Source organism: Cytobacillus sp. GQ23, assembly GCF_059758675.1.
This window is the reverse complement of the sequence record NZ_JCAXER010000004.1, coordinates 147,749-167,601: the sequence shown is the minus strand read 5'-3', so window position 1 is coordinate 167,601 and position 19,853 is coordinate 147,749. Positions and strand designations below refer to the sequence as shown.

Below are 19,853 nucleotides of genomic sequence, written 5' to 3'. Positions count from 1 at the left end.
TTCACCTCTTCGTTTTATTTATCTTCCACCTTGGAATGATTGGCCATCTGCATTCAGAAGTGTAATCGTCCAAGTGATTCGAATGCCTGTATTAACTTCCTTGCGTGTTTCTCCTACACGAACAAGAGAGAAGGCTTTTACAGGATAGTTGCGGAATCCGGAAATCTTATCGTCTGAACGTGGTCCATCAAAGAGTCCCATTTCACGGATCGTAATATTGTGAGCAGGCTTCATTTCTGGGAATTCAGCTACAAACTTTACAGACCCTTTGTCAAGTTCAAACCATGGATATTCATTCACTGTCTTTGGCTTTTCAATAACCGCACGAGTGTATTGAGTCGGAACACCTGGTCTTTCTTCAGACTTGTAACGAACTTCCACTCGAGTGATGAATGATCCGTCTGCCTTCTTCTGGGACATCTTAACCAACTTTGCATCTTGCGGATCAACAAAGAATGTTCCATCTACCAAGCCTTCAAGACCTGATACCTTCTTCAGCTTGTTTCCGTCCTGGTCGAACAGTTCAATTTCTCCTGCTTGGGCAGCAAACATCAATTTATAGCTATTGAATGAACGATTCACGTTAGAAACTACATTTCGTGTGTAATCGGCTGAAACCACTTGTCCAGTAGTTGGAGCAGTAGGAAGAGTGAAGGATCGAGCACCCTCAGCAAATGATTCCACTTCTACGGCAGATCCATCTACCTTTACAACAAGTGTGTCAGCGTCCACATCACTATGTGAGAGTGTAAAGACCTTGTTCACTCCATCAACAATTCCGGACGCAGAAGCATTCACGACTGGCGTCGGTGTTACAATGGAAGCTGATCCACTGCCAGCTGTCATGGAAGAAACAAGCTCCGAATCGTAAATCTCACCTGTAGAAGAGTAAGTTACCATCAGACCGGTCAAAGCACGATTGAATGTTACAAGCCCACGGAAGTAATCTACTTCAAAAGAAGTATCCGTTAATTCTTCTGCTGCCTCTGTAAAATCAATGCCTTCATAGTTGATCTTGACGCTTCCTTCTTTCACAGGGAAGTTCGGAAGTTGAATCGTAAATGGCGCCATCGGTGTTGTATTAAATGCCGCAGGAGTTAAGAAATCTGTTTCATAGTTCTTGAACTCTTTGATCAATCCATTCATGCCCTTATGCAACGCATCAAAGTGAAGACCTGTGATAGACATTTTAGGTGCTGCTACACCTTCGTCTCCCCCAGAATGAACAATCTTTACAGTCGTTTCTGTGTCTGTGCTGAGTTCATCATACTCAAAGGACACAATTTCAGGCGTATCCAATTCACTATCCAATGCATCGATTGTTTCTTTTAGAACACCATTGATCAGGACATCGATTTGTGCACCTGTCTTTGATTTTTCAACTTCTAAAACGAAGTTGCTCATTTTAACAGAAAACTCAAGGCTATCCCCTTCTGTTTCTGTCTCAATGCGACTAGAAGAGCGCTCCACACCTTCAGATACTTTTAAGCGTGGATCTGTTAAGTCCACTTTGTAATTCTTCCCTTCACCAATGCCAATGAACATGTTTGTGAAAGTAGAGTAAATCTCAGATGTTAATGGCACTCGATCAGCAGCTGCAGTCTTTGAAATAGAGAAAGCCTTCTTTCCTGGTTCAAGAGACTGTTCTTCTTTTACAAATAAAGTCACAGGAGCATATCCGTAAGTTACTTCAAAGTCTGCGTCATTTACTTCTGTCCAAAGAACGTTAGGAGCGTGCAGCAACTGTCCGTCTTTGATTAACGCTTCGTTGTGTAGCTTGCTTTCAGGGATGTAAATCTTTTCAGTTACACCTGTAGCAGTCTTTGGAATGCGGTTCTTGTACAGAATGCGATTAGGATCTCCGGAGAATGCACGAAGAAGAATTTCTTCTGCCCCATCGACAACCAGGTTTGGTTGATCAGCAAGGACACCTACAACATCGCCAGTTTCGTCGATTGCCTCAATTTTGATATGGCCGGTTGGTTTAAATTCAAAAGTATCGTTCAAACCATCTCCACCTCTTTTCTCTGATTTTGTCTGTAGCTTTGCATATTTAGCCATTAATTCCTGCTTGCGTTTTCCTTCAGGCAGCATGGCGAATAACTTGTTTAAAGCATCTTGATTCATGAGCTAGACACCTCGCCTTTTAATGTGTTGACTCCAAGTCTGAAGACTCCTATTGGCCAACCTTCTCCCATATTTCCAAGAGCATATTGAACCCGATCTGTCCCATCCATGAAGTACTTATCAGCCAGGTCATGCGAAAGTTCCTGCCTCAAGCTTTCCAAGATTGGATATTTATTAGGATCCCTTAGGAAGTGCTTGAACAAGTTGAAGTACATATCATGTGGAACCATGGTGGCTTCTTCTTTGAAATGGTGGTCAGAAAGAACATTCTCGCACTTGGCCAGGTCTTCCATTACAGATGCCAATTCTTCAAAAGCGCCAGTCTGTTTATCCTTAGAGCGAGCTATGGCACTGTCTGTCAGAGACGCTTGCATCCGCTCGTTTACGCTCTTCTTGAATGACTCATACTGATGGAAGAGTAATTCAAGGGCGCTGATGCGGACAGAATCATGCGCAGCTTGGCCAACCTTCTTGCTTGCTAACACGTAAGCATCACTGAAGGCCGTTCTGTAAGATTCTCTAAGGGATGGGCTCTCTTTACTGTGACCGGCATGTGCCAGCTCCAGAAGGCCCATTGATATCGTATCAGTAGGGTTCTTAAACTGATTCACATAAGAAAGTCGGAATGACTCTCCTCGATCTAACAAGAGACCCATATATTCCTCCAGATGATAGTCAATCAAGAGGGATTTCTTTTCATCAATCGCCAGTTTGAGTACTCTATCCAGAAGGTAAGTTTCATACTCGCTTTTCAGTTCAAGATCTCCCTTGAACAAGGTTTCCACTACATCAAACAGCAGCATGTTTCGTTTTTCTTCCTCGTAATCGATGGTTGTAAACTCCACAATGCTTCCGGTTGGAGCGGATTCATGTTGATCAAACAGTTCATGTTCCAGTTCCAGAAGCCTTGAATCGGCAGCAACCAAAGGTGCATACACTTCCATTAAGGCCAGTCGAAGGAACTTGGCAACTGTCTCATCTTGCTGATAGATTAAGCTCTCAACAACAACTGGTTCTGATATTAATTGTACTGCATCCTCAAGCTTTGTAACAAAGCTGTCATTCAACGATGCAGAGCATAGAGCACTGATGAGCTCGCTTTTAATGTCGAATTCATAGCTGCTGTTTAGATAAATGCCCATTTCTTCTTCATTCTGCAGCAATACTTCAATATTTGTTTTTTGCGCCAACTTTTCGTAACGGTCTTCCAGGAAGATCTCCATAATCAGATTCAAAGCATCTTTCTGTGACTCGCTGTAGCGATCCAATAACTTGTATGTCCGGTACATGTCTGTGAACTCTTTAGGTGAAGCCATGACGGTTTCTCTGAATTCCTTTTTAAGTTCATCCGCCAGTGCTAAGAAATTCTCTCCCAGTTGTGTGACCACTTTTTCATTTGGATTTGCTTCTTGTCTATTCAAGAAAAGACTCAGCAATTCTTCAATGGTCGCTGCCTGGAACTCTTCAGGTTCAAGGCTGGTCGAAAAGCTTGGGAGTTTCTCTTTGAGGATTTGTGCAAAGGTATCACTAACAATGTAATCCATTAGATAATCGATCTGATCATCATGAACACTTAATAATAAGTCCAGCACATCGTGAAGCATGTTATAGATCACCAGGTCATTTTCCTGGTCTCTAATTTCTGAATACACCCAGTCACTCTTCCAATTCTGATTGGATACACCACGCATCCGGAATTGGTTGTGAGCTAAGGATGACTGAGCCTCGAGTCTTTTGCTAGTGACCCAATGAGAATGGTCAATGCCGTGGTCCGGGGTAGACAACACGGCTTTGACACGGAAGATTTCATTATGAGCATCCTCGAAGACTAAATGGGTCTGAACATGCTTTTGGGCCACGATTGCCTCTGTAACATGGTTTCTGTTAATGGCACGAACACGCAGAGTCAGGTCATCAGAGTCTTCTGGAAAGACGATATGCCGAAACAATCTGTCATCATGGGCTTCATGAGGCTGTATAGGAAAGGACTCATGCAGAAAAGGCTGTGTGACTTGCGCAGAAAATAAGGACTCTAGTGGCATCGTCCGTCCCGCCTTCCCCTAATTAGTCTTGTTTCTTGCTGCGAGTCGTCTTCTTCTTTGGAGCCTCTTTAGCTTCTACTTGTTCTTCAGATGCTTCAGATGCAAATAGTTCTACCTGCTCTGCTTCACCTGCAGAAACTGCTGCCACTGGTTCAGCTGCTGCTTCAACTTTATCTGTACGATTAAACGCACGGTTGCCTTCAATCGCACGTCCATCATCACCAACAGAAGAATTCACAACATCTTTAACCGGAACCTGGCCAATGACTTTTCCATTTTCTACGATATTCTTGAACGTAGGTGCACGGAAAATCTTATCGTATTTCGCTTTCCAGGCATCAATTGATTCTTGCGGAAGGTCTCCTTCATACTTTACAAGTGCCGGAACAGTTGATAGTAAGGCATGCGTGATTTTTTCCAGCTGTTTGGCATCCGTATACGTAACGGTGTCAATCGGTTTATCAAGAGATAGATATAAGTTTGTTAGCGGGTCAAAGTAGCCGCTCTTTCCAGGTGCCAATCCAAGTTTCAAAGTAGGCATGGGTTTTCCTCCTTAATAATAAAGGCGAGCGAACTACTTCGCCCGCCTCTTAGGGTTATGGTTTAACTATTAAGATACGATTTTGATGCGATCTGGAGCTGGGTAAGACTTTTCAAACGCAAGGTTACGAGCAGTCGCTACCGCTTTACCTTCGTTCAGAACGCCGATACCGTAACGCTCTTTGATTTTGATTGACTGGATGTCACGCATTGGATCATCGAACTGCTCAGTTGTTAGAGGATCTTTCTCTAAAAGGATACCGATGTTCTTTCTGTCCACAACATACATGTCAAACTTCTTCGTTTCGAAGTTGAATGGTGCGAATGGAGTGAAGTTTAGGTTGATTGCGAATGGCAGACGACCTTGAACTTGATCCGGGCTGATTTGAAGGTTCGTGATTTGAGAACCGCCAAGAGCTGCGTGTGTAAGGCTGTTCATGATGTCATTCTTGAAGAAGACAGACCATGATAGCGGGTGCATTAGGATATCAGTTGGGTTGTATCCGTTAGACATTACAGCAATGAATAAGTCGATCATGTCTTCAGTAGACATTGTGTTATTCAGGTTGCCTTCGATGTCCATACCAGTTGTACCAGCTTCAGGATACTTTTGACGGATATCGTTATCGAATACGATATGTCCGTGCTTAGAGAACTGAGTGAAGATTTTTTCTTCTTTCAGACGAGCCATCGCTTCCCCTGCTTTACGCACTAGGATACCGATAACATCCCACTGGGAGTCGTTTATCATCTCATCGGTCACTCGCACGACCATACCCGATTTGCCGACCTTGACTTCCTGAGTACGGTGTAATTGGAAGTCTACAGTTTCTTCTAGGTATGATTGGCTTTCCCCGATATCGTGTGCTCTCATCGCTCCGATAGATGGGAATTCAATCGAACGTCCTTCTGTTAGACGAACCTTTTGAAGAAGGTCAGAACCGATGTAATAAGGCTCTGCAGCTTCTCTCATCATGCCAGTGATGACACGAGGGATTAGGATGCTGGCATCCTGTGTGGAAAGAGCTTCTGATACAGATACTAACTCCGATTTCGGAATGTCTGTCCAGTCCTCTGCTAGATCTAATTGACGTTGCATGCGTTTAAGCACAGCTACTGATTCCTGGCTTAATTGCGCTTCACTAATGTTTCTCATCGTGTTGTTTCCCCCTCTTCCTTATTTCTGTAATAAGATTCGTACAGCACCGATGCTGCCTTTGAAATCCCAACCTGTTGGAACTCCTGGAATCTGTCCTACTGCTTTGTAAGTTGCTGTTACGTCTTGCGGTGTACCTGTTGTATTTTCTTTGGCATCAAAGATTACACGACCAGAAGTTACATCAAGGTAGCTTGGCGTTACTTTTTCTCCACCAACAAAGATTTCTACTGAACCTTCTACTGCAGGAGTATTTAATAAGAAGAAATCGTGGCGACCAGATTGACCAGGCATTACTTGACCGATTACTTGATCAGTGAAAGGTACTTCGATATTCGCACCGTTTGTTAATCCTGGAATACCTTGTGGGTAGTACTTGCCATCACGCTTGTCCACATTGCGGTAAGAACGCTCGTAAGGGTATCCTGGGAATCCGTCTTGAGCTCCGATATCTGCATGAGTCGCACCAGAAGCTGTTCTCCACATGTCTTCTGAAGTCTGTTCAGCAGACCATCCAACCCACTTCAACCACCCTTGAGGAGGTAAGTTTGTTTCAACAGCCCATACCTGACCGATTACCTGTTCACGAAGGCGAGACTCTTCTTTAAGAGCTGCTTTCACTCCGTCAAGATCTGCAGCTGCTTCGATTTGCTCACGCACAAGATCGAAATCTGCTTTGATCACATAACCGTTTTCATCTGACATTACAAAGTCACCAGCTTTTACTGGACGGTTAATGTTTGTGTCGTAGAAGGCACCCCATTGAATTTCTTCTGCATCCGCTTTGTTCGGGATGTACGGAAGTTCAATATAGATTTCGTTTTCGATTGTTGGCTGCATGCCATTGAATCCATCAACGAATTCTTCATAAAGGTTAGCGTAAGCTACACCGATTGGCTTGTTCGCAGCACGAGTGTAATCTTCGCCTGTTTGACGGTTGATTTCGCCAGTCACATCCACACCGCCGTTAGCAAGTGTTAGAACTGGGCGGCGTACGTTGCCGTCAAAGTCCATGATTGTTCCATTTTGGAATCCATCGCCATCGTCAGTAGCTGGTGCCACTACACGGCCCTTAGGGATAACCACCCAGCCATCGCCACCGAAATGATAACGGAATAAACGAGGAAGACGTGGGTCAACTAAAAACTTCTCACCTGGTGAATCATGTGTACCTGCTTGCAGCTTCGTATTAGTTCTGAACTTTTGATCTGGAGTATCCTGTAAAGGTCCAGTAGTTCCTTGGAATAATGCCATTTGTGTGTCACTCCTTTGTGATTATCGCTTCTTTTTAGAACCGAACATGCCTTTGAACATGCTTAGTCCTTCTTCGACTGTCATTTTCTCCTCGTCGCCCTCTTTAGGGTTGTTAGGGTTGTTGTCTTCACCTGCAGCACCTGGATTTGTAACGGCTCCACGCTGTGCATTTGTATTGCTCATTTCAGCTTGAAGATCTCTAACTGCATCCAACAAAGACTCTTCTGTGCGCTTCAAGTGTTCGGCTACAGCTTCTTCCGGCTTAACACCCACCACGTCTGCTTTGCGAAGGCCAAGTTTCATCTCAACAACTTTCTCAGCCAGCGCCTTGTGTGCTTTCGCTACAAGGTCCGCATTCTCTTGAGTTAATCGAGTCACATCTGCCTGTGCTTCAGCTAACTGTGTATCCACTTTGGATTTCTCAATCACTTGCTTAGTCAGTTCAGCTTGTGCTTCACTTAACTCGGATTTTAATTTAGTGATCGTAGAGTTTGCTTCATTCAATTGAACCTGGATTTCAGATTCTTGAACTGGTGTTGTTGGAGCTGTAGGGGCTGCTGGAGTCCCGGCTCCTTCTTGAACTGATGTTTCTTTTACTGGAATCGGATTCCCGCTCTCATCTAAGATCAGGTTTCCTTCTGCATCACGTTGGTATTTCATTTGGCTTTGAGCACTCCCTTCATTTGTATTTATCAATCCGTCCACCAGTTTCTTGATGTCTTCACTTGCACTCTCATACAAGTTGACTCCTGGCATCTGAACGTTTTCCATTAACCCTTCTGCTATTTGGAAGATCTGCATTGCTGATTCCTCAGTGTCGCCATCTTCTACTGTCACAGAAAAGTTTCCGGCATTTTCATCAGCTGGTACATTTACGTAAGACACTTCACGTCCAAAGGTTGTCCCAATGGTAAAGTGACAAGTTTGTCCTTCGTATTCTTCGCCTCGCCAATGCTCACACCATTCTTTCGTACGGTCTGTACCGCAGATGTTACAAGTCACCTTGTCTGTTGTCGCCCCAATGGAGACCGTTTGGTATCTTCCATCAAGCACTTTCTCAACAGCTGCTGGGTCGGTGATCTCACAAGTGAAGATTAATCCTTTTCGCCCGGACATGGTTGACTCTGCAAATTCTGCACGCAGGATACGCCCAACCGGCTCTCCGCTATGTGCATCGTGGTGTGTTAGGACCGGTTTGCTGTAAGGGTGAGTCCATGACTCTAATCCTTCTTTTAATCCTGTCTCTGTGTAAAATGTATAGTTAGCTGTGCGTCCCACATGGATGGCTTCCATCTGTACGATCAGCTTGCGGTTTTTCTTGCCTTGTGCGGATTCAGACAATTGCTGAACCGTTTCCGGCTTGATCTTCCCTACTACCCCTACACTTTCCGTTAAGCTTCCTGTAATCAATTGCTTGGCCTTATGCTCATTTAACGCATACTTCATCTCATTTCTCACCTCCCTTAACGTGTTCTAATGGACAATCACAATTCGGATGCCATGGAGGAATCCGGTAAAATATAGCAACCTCATCCAAGGATGAAAATTGTTGAAGTGAGATATGTTCTTTTGCCTTGTCCTGACAGGTCGGGCAAGATCCTTCATAGACCGGTTTCACATGCTCTTCTCCATACTTCTTGCATGCCAGTGCATATCCGAAGTTATAAGACTTTGCAAGGAAGGTTTTGCTCATGAAGGACATTCGATGAGTGGTAGCCTTAAAAATGCCTTTAACGGCTAGAATTGCTTGTTCTTTGTTCTCACAGGTCTCCAGTTTGCTTGTGAGCGTCTGCTTCAGAGTGGACTCCAGGTTATCAAGGGATTCCTCTGCGTATTCTTTTACAATGCGCATCGCCTTTTGTCTGCTTACATCTGCATAATTCTCACGGCCTACATCCGCCCGTGCTTTCGTGATTCCCTCTGACAGAGCGTTCTGAGTGCTTTGCTGAATAGACCTGAGCATCTTATCCTTGCTAAAATGCAAGGAAGCCAGCCATTCCTTTGGCTCTTTCACTGGAAAGGCCTTTTTCTCTACATGAGACAGGACCGTATCCAATGTGTCATTCTCCAACGTTTGATAAGCCGATAGGAGGGTTTCTTGAAGTGCCTTGGTTGTTTCTCCGAACAGTTCTTGGAAGACGGATTCTTGAACAGATTCCGTTTTCTTTTTAGGTGCCGTCTTCTTCCCACTCTGATTTTCTGGAGCATTTTTGTTGCTGGTTTCAGCTGCGGTCTTAGCTTGCATTGCTGCACCATGTTCTGCCACTGCCATTCCAATCATCTGGAACTGAAGACGAGCTTCGTCTGCTGCCGGATCATACCCCATCTCTGTGCGAGTTTCTTCAAACGTTGCCAGATTCGAGTTCCATTTCAGCATGGCGTGATTTTCTTTTGCGATCTTTCGTTCCTGCTCAATCTCCTCAAAGACGAAATTGATATCAAATTCCAGGTTCGCAAGAGGATCAAATCCGCCTTCAACAAGGATCTCATCAATCATAAACTTATCAATTTGGGTCTGAAGGGCTTTTTGCCACCCTTTCACTCGGTCTGCTTTGATGCCGCCCATGGCATCGGCTGTGTTGCGGTTGGCTGTATCGCCACGCCCCATATCCACTGAGCTCATGCCCAGTCCGGTGAACACACGCTGTTCGAAGTAATCCAAGTATGGCTTGCCATCAATGCCGCCTACCTGTACCGCTTCGATCTTATGTCTTTCCGGAAGTACGATTGCTCCATCTGTCGGCATGTTCTCAATGACATTTTGCAAAGTGGAGAGTTCTTCATCCGTTGCCTCATATCCAGGCTTATCAATCCCTACTGTATAAGCTAAAAGCGGGAAGATATGTCGATATAATAGCAAGGCTGCATTCTCTTCTACTTTGCGCAGCAGTCGAACATCCTCAAGAACAGGAGCTATCCATGGGAGGCCGAATGGTCTGCCTACAGGCCTGTTTACGGCGATATGGATAATATCATGAGGGTTGAAGTCAATTGGCTTGTCCGCACCTTCAATTTCCTGCCTATACTTAAGGACAGTTCCATTGATGTCTCTTGCGATTGTCATGGAGGCTGCAGGCAATCGGAAGTACCCTGCAATAGGTTCTTTTGCCGGAGGAATCGGAAGGGCTGCCAGTCCTGGCGGAAGTCCTACTCCCCCTTTGGCTCTTGCCTTTACGATGAAGCTGTTTCCATAACGGACAATATCATCCGCTATCCCCTGGAACAATTCTTCTGTTGGAATGTTCGTGGCAACGGCCATCATTTCCATCCGAAGCTTTAGATACTCAAGCGCCTGTTCATTCTTCCCTGCTAAATACCAGCCGCTCTTGAAGATTAATTCACTATACTTCATCATGGTCTGCATGATGTAGGAATCTCTCTGGATGGCTGTATCAATTAAGTCAAAGTCTGCTTGCGGCCCTTCAAAACTATCCCGGCCGCCGCCGCCTTCTACGTACTGATATCCGACTCGCTTAACCTGTATAGCTTTTGGGTCTCGATTGATCGCTCCGACGCCACCGCTTGACCCGCCGCCAGAGGGAGCATTCTTGAGCGTAAAATTCTTGATCATTTGATTCCAGAGCTTCGCCAAGAATGTAACCCCCTTTTCAACGATTAAAGCTCATTATTCATGAAATAATCTAATTCAACGTTATTATACATGATTATGGTAATACATTACACGCACGCTTAAACGCTGTATCCGTTGGCCTTCAGGTACTCTTCCACCCATTCCCCATGAATCTCTTCCACTTCTTCTAAATCCTCAAGAATCCTGTAAAATTTGCGGATTTCCTCTTTATTCTTGAGAAAATAGATTTGTTGGTCATAAAAATCGGCTTCAGATTTGTAGAAATTCAGCATATCAGCGATGGTTTTCTCGTATGTGCTGCGTGATTCTATCATGGAATCCACCATATATTGAGAGAACATATCCAATGCGCCGCTATATTCTTCCTCCTGCTGGTACATCCAGTTCTTGATCGGCTCTACTGTTTTGATCTCCAGCTGCTGGTACAGGAACTGCTTCTCGGATGCAAAGGATTCCTTCTCGTCCTCAATGGTCATCATGCGCCCCTTTAATCCTTCATGCTTCTCCTTTACCTTCCGGAAGTTCAAGATCAAGTGCGACTTTGGAGCAGACAGGCCAGCCATGCCATTTAGGCTCAATACAAAGTCCTTCAGGTTCATATCAATCAGACTGTTTGCATGGTAAACCAGGACCCTCGCTTTCTCGACGATCTCCAAGAACATGAAGTAGCGGTTTCGGTGCACATAAGATGTATCCGCCAGTGAAGTGTGCAGCAGCTCCTTACTCCGCTTGTTCCTATCTAATTGTTCTAAATACTCATAAGACAGTTCTGCTGGATGTGTGGATAAGGATTCATCTTGAATGGAGAAATCCTCTTCGTCATGCTGAATCGCCAGTTCCTTATATCCTTCTGTCACTAGCGCCTCCATCTGCTCCCATTCCCGTATGGATGCTTCTTCGGCTTCTTGGATCTTCTCGATCTCTGTCTCATTCGTAAACTGAGTGCGGAACCGTTCATCCAAGAAGTCTCTTCGGACGATGGCAGATTCCTTCATATGATATAAAAGCGAATACAATTCAAAGTCGCCTGTTTGCTGGTACCCACTGTTTTCTCTCTCGAACGCCATTATTTCCTTATAGGCTTTCTGGGACAACAGGTCCTTCAGTCTGGATATAAGGCCTGCATCGTTTCGGGCCTCCAGGTCCTGCAGCATCTGATCAATCTCCTGGATCAGCTCATCGTATTCCGAGAGATTATGGCTGATCGTGAACGTTCTCGATCTTTCCAGTGAGTTAATCGTCTCCGGTCGAAGGATCTCACGAAGGTCTTTCTTGCTGTATGTGATATCCGGTTTATAGGTAATCGTTTCTCTTTCGTAAGGTGTGTCTATCCCTTTACTTCCATATAGCGTTTCAAATGTCTCCCCTGACATAGAAATACCCCCTAAACAGTATGTAACCCCCACGGACAAGTCCGTGAGGGCAAGGGAAAGAGATGAAAGATGAGCCAAGCCAAAGAAAAAAGGATACAGGGGGTATTTGTGCCTTTCCACCATTGCCGATCTCCCAATGGAGTTCCGCTAGGGACAACGCATTATTTCAGGCATTCCAGAAGATTAAAACTTACCCCTGCTGAACCCGGTTCCTTTTCCGCCGCCTCGGCCCCAAGGGCTGGCAGCAGCTTGCTTCTTGCTATAACCGACTGACACCTTGTTCCAGTGCCAGTGTGGATTATCCTTCGCCTCTTTCTCCGGTTTGTCCTTTAGAGGTTTGTAAACATCTCGATGTCCTCCAAAGACCTTCTCTTGAAGTGATTCTTGAACTCGATTCTGAATGGTCACGACTTTGCGGGCCACCCGGATTTCTTCAAGAATCTTGGTTATGTTCGGGAATTCGATAGTGAATCCCATAATCGTAAGCATAAATGCATCCAAAGCGTGCTCATTCTCTGATGTGTAGATCGGTTTACCGTTTTGTGAAATCCTCACAACCTGGTAATCCATCATCTGCTTCCACACCATGTCATCGAATGGAGAAAGGACCAATTGATCACGATCAAGAAGAATGCTCGTCTGGTTGATCATGAAGTTCTTAACGTCCTTCTTGTCCACTTCACGAGTTCCTGGATCACGAATCTCTAATTTCTCAGAGAAGTGAACCCTCTTGACCTTATTCAGCATGCCTGTTTCCGGATTCTCCAAGCCGTGTTTGCGGAGCATCTCGATCTGATACTCACCATGACCGGCATCAATATAGAAGAACTTCGGGTTCCAGATGCTATTAATCTCAATTAATTTCTGCACAGCAAAGTCATAGGTGAACTCTCCCCTTGGAATCTCATATCGCTTGGCGACACGGAACTTCTTGAGGATATCATCAAACTCAGTCACAATGATCTGGGTGGCCTCGGCGTATTTATCCCAGTCCACTCCCACAATGCGATGAGCTTCTGGTGCAGGATTTCTTACAGTATACTCTGGATAGTTAATAATGTCATCCAGGTTGTAGCCCTGTTTCTTGTACTGTTCCCTCTCCCAGAGGTTTAGTTCACGATATGCATAAAGATATTGGCTTTTTGCTCGCTCTACCGCCGTTTTGCTGAAAACCCCGATGGTTTCTTCTCCGAACTCTGCTTCTACTTCATGAATGTAACCTTGAACAGTCATGGTGGCTCTCATTTCACCCTCTAACTTCTCGTCGAAGTCCGGGTTTACGTGTGAAGGAAAATGATATGCTTTGTAACCTGTATTGGAATTGGTGCAGATATCGTAGAAGAAATCTCGTTTACCGGTCGGAGTGGAACTAACCCATATCCCGATACGGTTCGGATCTTCCATGGCGATGGCTGTAACAGCATCAATACCATCACGGCTCATGTAATCTACTTCGTCCAAAAACAACCAGTCGGCACGCTGACCACGGACAGAGGCACCCGCCTGGGAACCTGCATTGGCGCCGGCTGTGAATCCCATGATCTTAGATCCGTTACCGAAAGATGCGATGAATGGGTTCTTCGTCATGGTCACAGATTCTCTTAATTCATCACAGTCACGCACTAATTCAGCCAGTCGCATGAAGATCAAACGCACCTGGTGTTCATATGGTGTTGCAATCAAGAGACGGGAATTCTTATGATGAAAGGCATACCATAAACAGAAGACAACCATGGTCTCTGTTTTCCCTACACGTCGTCCCATACGGGCTGCGATCCTTCGATCCCCGTTCATAATGCCATGAATCATTTTCTTCTGATACCACCTGGCTTTCCAGGCATTCCCCTTTGGATCCTTGAGCTTCCAGTATGCCCACTTAATCGGGTCAGCCCGGAGCTCCATCTCCATGGTATCCATTTCCTGTGTTGTTAATGTGCTTGTACTCATAGTTCACCTGCTTATCTTCTCATCATTTCTTGCTGTCTCCTTAACATTTCTCGATTCCGTGCGTCAAAATCAGGCATGCTGTCTATCTTTCTTGCATTCTGCTGATTCAGCTTCTGAATTCTCTGCAATGCCTTCATTTGTTCTTGAACTTGAAGGGAAGGAGGGTGTGCGGAGCTGATGGCCTTGTTAGAGCGAAGTCCTCTAAATAATCCACCAAACATATAAATACTCTCCTTTCTTAAGCAGAGAAAGCCGATCCTAATATACTAATGGCCTCTTTGTAACCCTGCTTTGAAAGATTAATAGAATAGCCGTTTTGTTTATCGAAATGGACATTTAATAGTCCTGCATCTTCTAATTCTCTGATAGGCGGCCTAATGTCATTGTTGTATAAATGCTTCACCGGCACACGTCTGTTTGTATCCCGGGCGTGCTTCATCACTCTTGTGAATGCTTTATTTGATTGCAAAAACATTTAACCACCTACTTCGCATGGTCAACGCCAGCACCAGCAAGCATTCCGCCCATTAAGCCTACTGCAGCTGATGCAGCCATTTTCTTTTTACTTCCAAACATAGATCCACCAAACTGTTGAATCTTTCCCATTTTTCCACTGAAGGCATCTGCCTTATCAAGTCGGTATTCTTGCATGCCCTCTAAAGCTGCAGACCCCATGAATGGTTTTCCTTTTGTTTGGAGTTTGTCTGCTCTCATTTGCTCTCGAACTGTCTTATTTCCGGCTACCTTGTAATTAAGTGCCGATAAGTGCCGAGCACCGTGCATAGTGGCCCCGTATGCCAAACCTGCAGTTCCTAAACCAGCAGCTGCACCCCAGGCAGCCCCATTCCATACTGTGTCATTATTATTCGCCTGGACATTGACACGGTTATAAGGCATATTGCTATCTACTGCCATAAGAATCCCTCCTTAGTCATTTGCGGCGTCTAACCCAGCACCCAGCAATCCACCTGCAAGAACGGAACCTCCGTATGCAGCGGCTTTCCCTTTCCATCCACCAGCGAATCCTTTTTTGTGAAGAGAAGACGCCTTTTGAATTCCATTGCCAGCCGCTTCGTGTTGACGGGCTATCTTGTTATATTTAGAACCATATTCACCATCGGTGCCCATTGATCTTGTAAGTGCGGTATTGTTATTTACATTACTGAGAGCACTTAGCCCCTTTGCTCCCCACTTATGTGCAGCTCCTGCAGCTGCTCCGCCAGCAAGGGCGCCACCAACAAAACCTGCACCAACTCCATCATCTACACGCTGATATGGCTGATTACTTGCTAACATGTTTATTCCTCCTATTTATGGATTCCATCTGCGATCATGCCGACGCCTCCGCCAACAACGGCAGTAGCTCCGATGATCCCGGCTTTTCTCCAGCCTCCACCCATCTTGCTGTATGCATGGGCGCTCTTTCTTTTTTGCAAGCCTTCACCGGACCAGGAATTTCGTTCACTTTGCAATGAATCCAAACGATCTTGTTTCTTCTTCATGTTTTTGCTTAAGTTTCTTTGACGCTTTTCCTCCACATCATCCACCCAAGCCTTTCCTTTGCTGCCATTAACCTTTTGGTCAAATTGTGCGTTTACATCAGCACTGGCAGAGGCGAAAGAGCTTCTTCTGGCTGTGTCTGCCTGATTTCTGATATGAGCATCTTCAATGTTGTTGATATAGCTTCGTGCCATATTGTTTTTCTCATCAAGATGACTTAACTTTGATTGCCTAATAGCGTTGATGTCATTGATTTGCTTCTGACCGGCAAATTGCTTGACTGAATCAACAGGAGATACACGACCGCCTTTTTGAGATAGTTTCTCTTTTGAACTTGTAGCTCTGTCGATCTTGGCATCCAGCACCGTTGTCTTCGATTCTGCTTTACTATCAATCGCATTGTAGCTTAACCGGGCACCGAAGATTCCAGCACCTGCTCCTCCGGCTCCAACGGCTGCACCTATTAAAGCGCCATCAAAGACTCCGTTATCTTGAGAGACTCTACGATAGGGCTCGTTAGCGGCGACTGCCATACGTACTCACCCCTTTATTAATAGACTTTCTGGGCTCCTCTGGCATGGTTGGCCATGGAACGAGTGGCCTGCATCCTGGCATTCTGCATCTTCCCAATCCCCTGTTGCATGAGCATCATCTGGGATTCCGACTCCTGGAAGTTTCCTCCGAACTGCTGCTTCTTGGCATTTAGATTGCCTGCTGCCTGGTTCAAGGTGTTCATGATTTCCGGAGCGGCCATGGCTCCCATAACCGCCATCCCTCCAATGATGCCTCCCGGGAGCATCGAGAAGGCGGCGTTTGTTAGAACCGCTTTTCCTGCTGCCACGGGCAGGGCTTCTCCATCCTTCACTCTCATATACGTATCCACACCAATGAATCCGTAATTGAGTGCTCTGCCAGTGTATTTGGCTGTCTTGCTTTGTTTCTGAAGCTTGTCGCTTCTCCCTTGTGCATTTACTGGCTCTATTCCTGTCCCGGCCATGTCAGCTCCCCCTTATTAAAACTGGCCGCTGTGACGGGTCTTATGCATCGCAAACACCAGGTCTCCTGATGCTGAAAGGTTCTCTAACGCAGCTGCACCGATAGCTGCCTTATACCCTTGTCCATCTGCACGAGTGGACTGCATGGATTCAATATCCTGTTCCTCACTCTGGAACTTTGCATTCTGCCCGTTCAGGACTGTTCGATTCACGTTATTGGGGTTCGCTACATAAATGGTTCCCCCTCCTAGCAAACTTCCAGTCACGAGCAGATTTCCTTTTCCGCCCAGCTTATAGCCTGTATATAGATTATTGATGGTTCTTCCTTCTTCTGTGTCTTTCTTAAATAAGGGCTGCCTTGGATCGTAGTTATCTTTTACCCATCCTTTAAGGTTGTCCCTGTCTTTTTTGACCTGTTCTCCCATCTGTGAAAAGGAAGCACGTTCGGCCTTATAGCCAGTCCTCATCGCAGCTGGAACTAAGAATCGTCCTACCACATGATCACGTCCTACTCTTCCATAATCGGTTCAACATCAATGATGTCGTTTGACCCGTTCTTCAAGCGCTGCATCTTTTCGTAATAGGCCTTCTCTGCCTCATCCTCATCTGCTTCGATCTTCATCATATCCTTCTGCATCTTAAGCATTTGAGCAGCTCGTTCGGATGGATCGAAGACAACCGTCGTTTTGGATCCCTCTTTATCCTTACGTGTCGAGTTTAAGAGATTCAGTGTCTTGAACTTCTGGGCACGCAGCTTCTCTTTATATTCAGTGAGCGGGTGGAGTTCCTGCCTGCTGATGGCATTCCCCTCTTCATCCACACTCACTACCTGGTCGATGATAAAGTCCGCACTGATGGCCATCTTCTTATCGCATCGGAGCATGGAAATATCAATATCCACGACTTCCTTTACCATGATGGCATCCACTTGCTGCAGTGGGTCCTCTGGATTGATGTTCATGTCATTGCAGTATCTTTTGAATAGATCTTCAATGGCTGCAATCTCCATTGGGCATTTTTCTCCGTAAGGTGCCATTTGCATTTGCTGAAGTTCACATGAGTCTGCATACGGGCATCCCTCTGCCTTGCAGATGATGGGAACGGATGCATACATGCCGTGCTTGGTATTCCGTAGACGTTTAGCGACCTCAATTGCCTGGACAGCGGCCGGATTCTGTGTCCATGCAGTGTGATCAAGTTCTTGCGCATTGACAGAAACAGCTTGCAATCCTGCTTCTGTTTTTGGTCCTGTACTCATCTTTTTTCTTTCCCCTTTCGTTCCTACACAAATAGGGAGATACCCAACTCAATCCCCCAGAAACCAGTCGGTGCTAGATGAGGTGGTGCGGTATCTCCCTTCTTCTATTTTACTAGGTATCAGGAAATTACTGTAACTCGGCCAGAAGGCATAAAAAAAGACAGGACCCTGTTAAGAGTCCTGCCCTGATTGTTTTTGAACTTCCTCGAGTATTTCCTTCTCTTTTCGCTCAATAAGTATCGCTTTCTCTAAAAGCCTTCTCACTTCATAAGGATGATCACTTTTTTTGATGCTCGAGAAGTGTTCTCTCAGGATTTCATCATCATCCCGTATTCGTGCTTGGATCTTTTCGATTGTCATTTTCCATCACCTAAAAACACATGATTCACATACGTAGCAAGAATCTCTTCCGGCTGGAACTTATCCACCAGTGTAATGCATCCGTACATGTAGAAGCCTAATACATTGCTGAACTCTGGGTTTTCAATCACGTTGAATCCCTGTTTCTTCCGGGCATCGAATTCTTCCTTTAGGTATTCGGCAAACACATAGGCACCGCCACCTGTCAGGATGATCGCTTCCAATCTGTTGGTTTCATTGCCCCATGCATCCAAGACTGCTTTAGCGACGGTCTTGGCTACTTCCCTGGATGCTTCCTCTACTTGCTTGGAGACATCATGGTCCTTGCCGGCATAGAAGACTTTCCCTGTGCGAATGATCGTGTCCAGGTCTTTGTCTGTCGCTTCGAAGGAATAGCCGAACTCATCAAAGTGAACAACGAGCTTTCTCTTTAAACGCTTGTACACTTCTGTCACGGCCACTGCAGATCCACTCAGCATGGAATCTTCTACAATAACCCCTTCCTGGAACAAGGCGAAGTCACTAGTGAAATGGCCAATGTCGATGACACCCAGGATATTTCGGGCATTGACTGATCCTTTTAAGAAGTCTGTCGGATCAAAGATAAACTGATTATGAGTAACGGCGCCTTCCGGCTGACGGATGACCTCTACTCCTACCACGTTAATCTTCTTGGTGATCTGTCTTTCACTGCTTAAGTGAAATGAAACGGTGAATGATCTATTCAGAAATGATTCCAAATGGTCTCGGATGGATAACTCATAATCATCGTTCGGAAGTCCAGTCACGATCACCACATCATACTCTCCGCTTTCATGAGGCACACCCAGAGCAATCCCTGTATGGAATAGAACCCGGCTGATTGGATCACTGGCACGATCCCGTATTTGTGTTCTCTTGCTGCCGCTGCTTGGGACATCCAACGCTTTCTTTCCGACGAAGTATGTTCCTTCCTCTGTGCTGACGACTAGATTGTCATGAGAGATAGTGTTAAAGTCAAATAGCTTATTAGTAGGCACCTTTGCTCCTGCCAAGGCCGCACTTGGAATTACCTGCGCCTGAGGGAAGCTGTTGGACATCCACTTTAATTGTCCGAACCCGATATCGACTGCTACTAAGTGGGGCATTGAAACCGTGGTTGCTTTTGCTGTTTTTGCTTTCGCCATTTTTTACTCTCCTCCAATTTAAATGTCTCATATGTATACATTTGGATAGTTTGTCTAACTAAGGATAATATTACTACATTGATAGAGTCATTGCAATGAAAAACATTAGGAAATCTAGTATTCGACAAAACTAGTATTTTTCCCATAAAAAAAGACACCTTGCTGTGCCTGAGCAAGATGCCTTTCCCCCATTCAATTGGCGAAAGTATTGATCATTGGGATTGAGTGTGTACCCCACACCCTAAAAAACACAAGAGGTAAGGAGATGTGAAAACCCTCTCATGTTCTTTAGGGCAGGGAGTGCCTGCCTTGTTGGAGGTGTCGTACAAATAAATGGGTTTAAGTATAAGCGTCGAGTTCGTCCGATGAGGATTCGCACCTCATTCCATGGTAGGCATGTGCATTAACTCCATATGCTATTCGGACCAAAGGTTGCAGAGGGAAAAACCTTATTACAGGATCAAACCCCTCTGCTGAAAGGAGCTGCCATTTTGACCATGGCAGTTGGTGGGCTTACCAAACCCATAATAGAAGTTCTCTTGA

19 protein-coding genes are annotated in these 19,853 nt (G+C 45.3%); all 19 read right to left on the bottom strand.

What is annotated here, in order from left to right; genetic code table 11:
* Positions 1 to 18 precede the first annotated feature (18 nt).
* The 19 genes from AC6CHU_RS05285 to AC6CHU_RS05195 all read right to left on the bottom strand — a co-directional run bounded on the left by AC6CHU_RS05285 (position 19) and on the right by AC6CHU_RS05195 (position 19,310).
* Positions 19 to 2,127 carry a hypothetical protein gene (locus tag AC6CHU_RS05285; protein ID WP_498120568.1) on the bottom strand — a complete coding sequence of 703 codons (2,109 nt, stop codon included), beginning with the start codon at positions 2,125 to 2,127 and terminating at the stop codon, positions 19 to 21.
* Positions 2,124 to 4,169, bottom strand: a complete 2,046-nt coding sequence (locus tag AC6CHU_RS05280; protein WP_498120566.1) for a hypothetical protein — start codon at positions 4,167 to 4,169, stop codon at positions 2,124 to 2,126. The genes AC6CHU_RS05285 and AC6CHU_RS05280 overlap by 4 nt, the downstream gene beginning before the upstream one ends.
* Positions 4,170 to 4,191: 22 nt before the next feature.
* Positions 4,192 to 4,710, bottom strand: a complete 519-nt coding sequence (locus tag AC6CHU_RS05275) for a hypothetical protein (RefSeq protein ID WP_498120564.1) — start codon at positions 4,708 to 4,710, stop codon at positions 4,192 to 4,194.
* Between the two features lie 69 nt (positions 4,711 to 4,779).
* Positions 4,780 to 5,865 carry a phage major capsid protein gene (locus tag AC6CHU_RS05270; protein ID WP_498120563.1) on the bottom strand — a complete coding sequence of 362 codons (1,086 nt, stop codon included), beginning with the start codon at positions 5,863 to 5,865 and terminating at the stop codon, positions 4,780 to 4,782.
* A 21-nt stretch (positions 5,866 to 5,886) separates the two neighbouring features.
* Positions 5,887 to 7,119, bottom strand: a complete 1,233-nt coding sequence (locus AC6CHU_RS05265; protein ID WP_498120562.1) for a hypothetical protein — start codon at positions 7,117 to 7,119, stop codon at positions 5,887 to 5,889.
* A gap of 21 nt (positions 7,120 to 7,140) precedes the next feature.
* Positions 7,141 to 8,565, bottom strand: a complete 1,425-nt coding sequence (locus tag AC6CHU_RS05260) for a hypothetical protein (protein WP_498120560.1) — start codon at positions 8,563 to 8,565, stop codon at positions 7,141 to 7,143.
* A gap of 1 nt (position 8,566) precedes the next feature.
* On the bottom strand, positions 8,567 to 10,711 hold the full coding sequence (locus AC6CHU_RS05255; protein ID WP_498120558.1) for a hypothetical protein: 2,145 nt from the start codon (positions 10,709 to 10,711) through the stop codon (positions 8,567 to 8,569).
* Positions 10,712 to 10,809: 98 nt separating this feature from the next.
* A complete protein-coding gene (locus tag AC6CHU_RS05250; RefSeq protein ID WP_498120556.1) occupies positions 10,810 to 12,084 on the bottom strand; it encodes a hypothetical protein in 1,275 nt (424 codons plus the stop codon).
* A 183-nt stretch (positions 12,085 to 12,267) separates the two neighbouring features.
* On the bottom strand, positions 12,268 to 14,031 hold the full coding sequence (locus tag AC6CHU_RS05245; RefSeq protein WP_498120554.1) for a terminase large subunit domain-containing protein: 1,764 nt from the start codon (positions 14,029 to 14,031) through the stop codon (positions 12,268 to 12,270).
* Between the two features lie 11 nt (positions 14,032 to 14,042).
* Positions 14,043 to 14,252, bottom strand: coding sequence for a hypothetical protein (locus AC6CHU_RS05240; RefSeq protein ID WP_498120552.1), 210 nt, complete (start codon positions 14,250 to 14,252; stop codon positions 14,043 to 14,045).
* A 17-nt stretch (positions 14,253 to 14,269) separates the two neighbouring features.
* Positions 14,270 to 14,506, bottom strand: a complete 237-nt coding sequence (locus AC6CHU_RS05235) for a hypothetical protein (RefSeq protein ID WP_498120550.1) — start codon at positions 14,504 to 14,506, stop codon at positions 14,270 to 14,272.
* Positions 14,507 to 14,514: 8 nt separating this feature from the next.
* Positions 14,515 to 14,946: a hypothetical protein gene (locus AC6CHU_RS05230; RefSeq protein ID WP_498120548.1), complete on the bottom strand. Its 432-nt coding sequence runs from the start codon at positions 14,944 to 14,946 to the stop codon at positions 14,515 to 14,517.
* Between the two features lie 12 nt (positions 14,947 to 14,958).
* Positions 14,959 to 15,327 (bottom strand): hypothetical protein, encoded by a 369-nt coding sequence (locus AC6CHU_RS05225; RefSeq protein ID WP_498120546.1) that lies wholly within the window; start codon positions 15,325 to 15,327, stop codon positions 14,959 to 14,961.
* Between the two features lie 11 nt (positions 15,328 to 15,338).
* On the bottom strand, positions 15,339 to 16,064 hold the full coding sequence (locus AC6CHU_RS05220; protein WP_498120544.1) for a hypothetical protein: 726 nt from the start codon (positions 16,062 to 16,064) through the stop codon (positions 15,339 to 15,341).
* Positions 16,065 to 16,081: 17 nt separating this feature from the next.
* The gene (locus AC6CHU_RS05215; RefSeq protein ID WP_498120542.1) at positions 16,082 to 16,528 is read right to left on the bottom strand and encodes a hypothetical protein; all 447 of its coding nucleotides are present in this window, start codon (positions 16,526 to 16,528) and stop codon (positions 16,082 to 16,084) included.
* A 15-nt stretch (positions 16,529 to 16,543) separates the two neighbouring features.
* Entirely contained in the window at positions 16,544 to 17,023 is a 480-nt protein-coding gene (locus AC6CHU_RS05210; protein ID WP_498120540.1) for a hypothetical protein, read from the bottom strand.
* Between the two features lie 11 nt (positions 17,024 to 17,034).
* Entirely contained in the window at positions 17,035 to 17,784 is a 750-nt protein-coding gene (locus AC6CHU_RS05205; RefSeq protein ID WP_498120538.1) for a hypothetical protein, read from the bottom strand.
* Positions 17,785 to 17,955: 171 nt separating this feature from the next.
* Positions 17,956 to 18,144, bottom strand: coding sequence for a hypothetical protein (locus tag AC6CHU_RS05200; RefSeq protein ID WP_498120536.1), 189 nt, complete (start codon positions 18,142 to 18,144; stop codon positions 17,956 to 17,958).
* The gene (locus AC6CHU_RS05195; RefSeq protein WP_498120534.1) at positions 18,141 to 19,310 is read right to left on the bottom strand and encodes a ParM/StbA family protein; all 1,170 of its coding nucleotides are present in this window, start codon (positions 19,308 to 19,310) and stop codon (positions 18,141 to 18,143) included. Before AC6CHU_RS05195 ends, AC6CHU_RS05200 begins: the two co-directional genes overlap by 4 nt.
* Positions 19,311 to 19,853 lie beyond the last annotated feature (543 nt).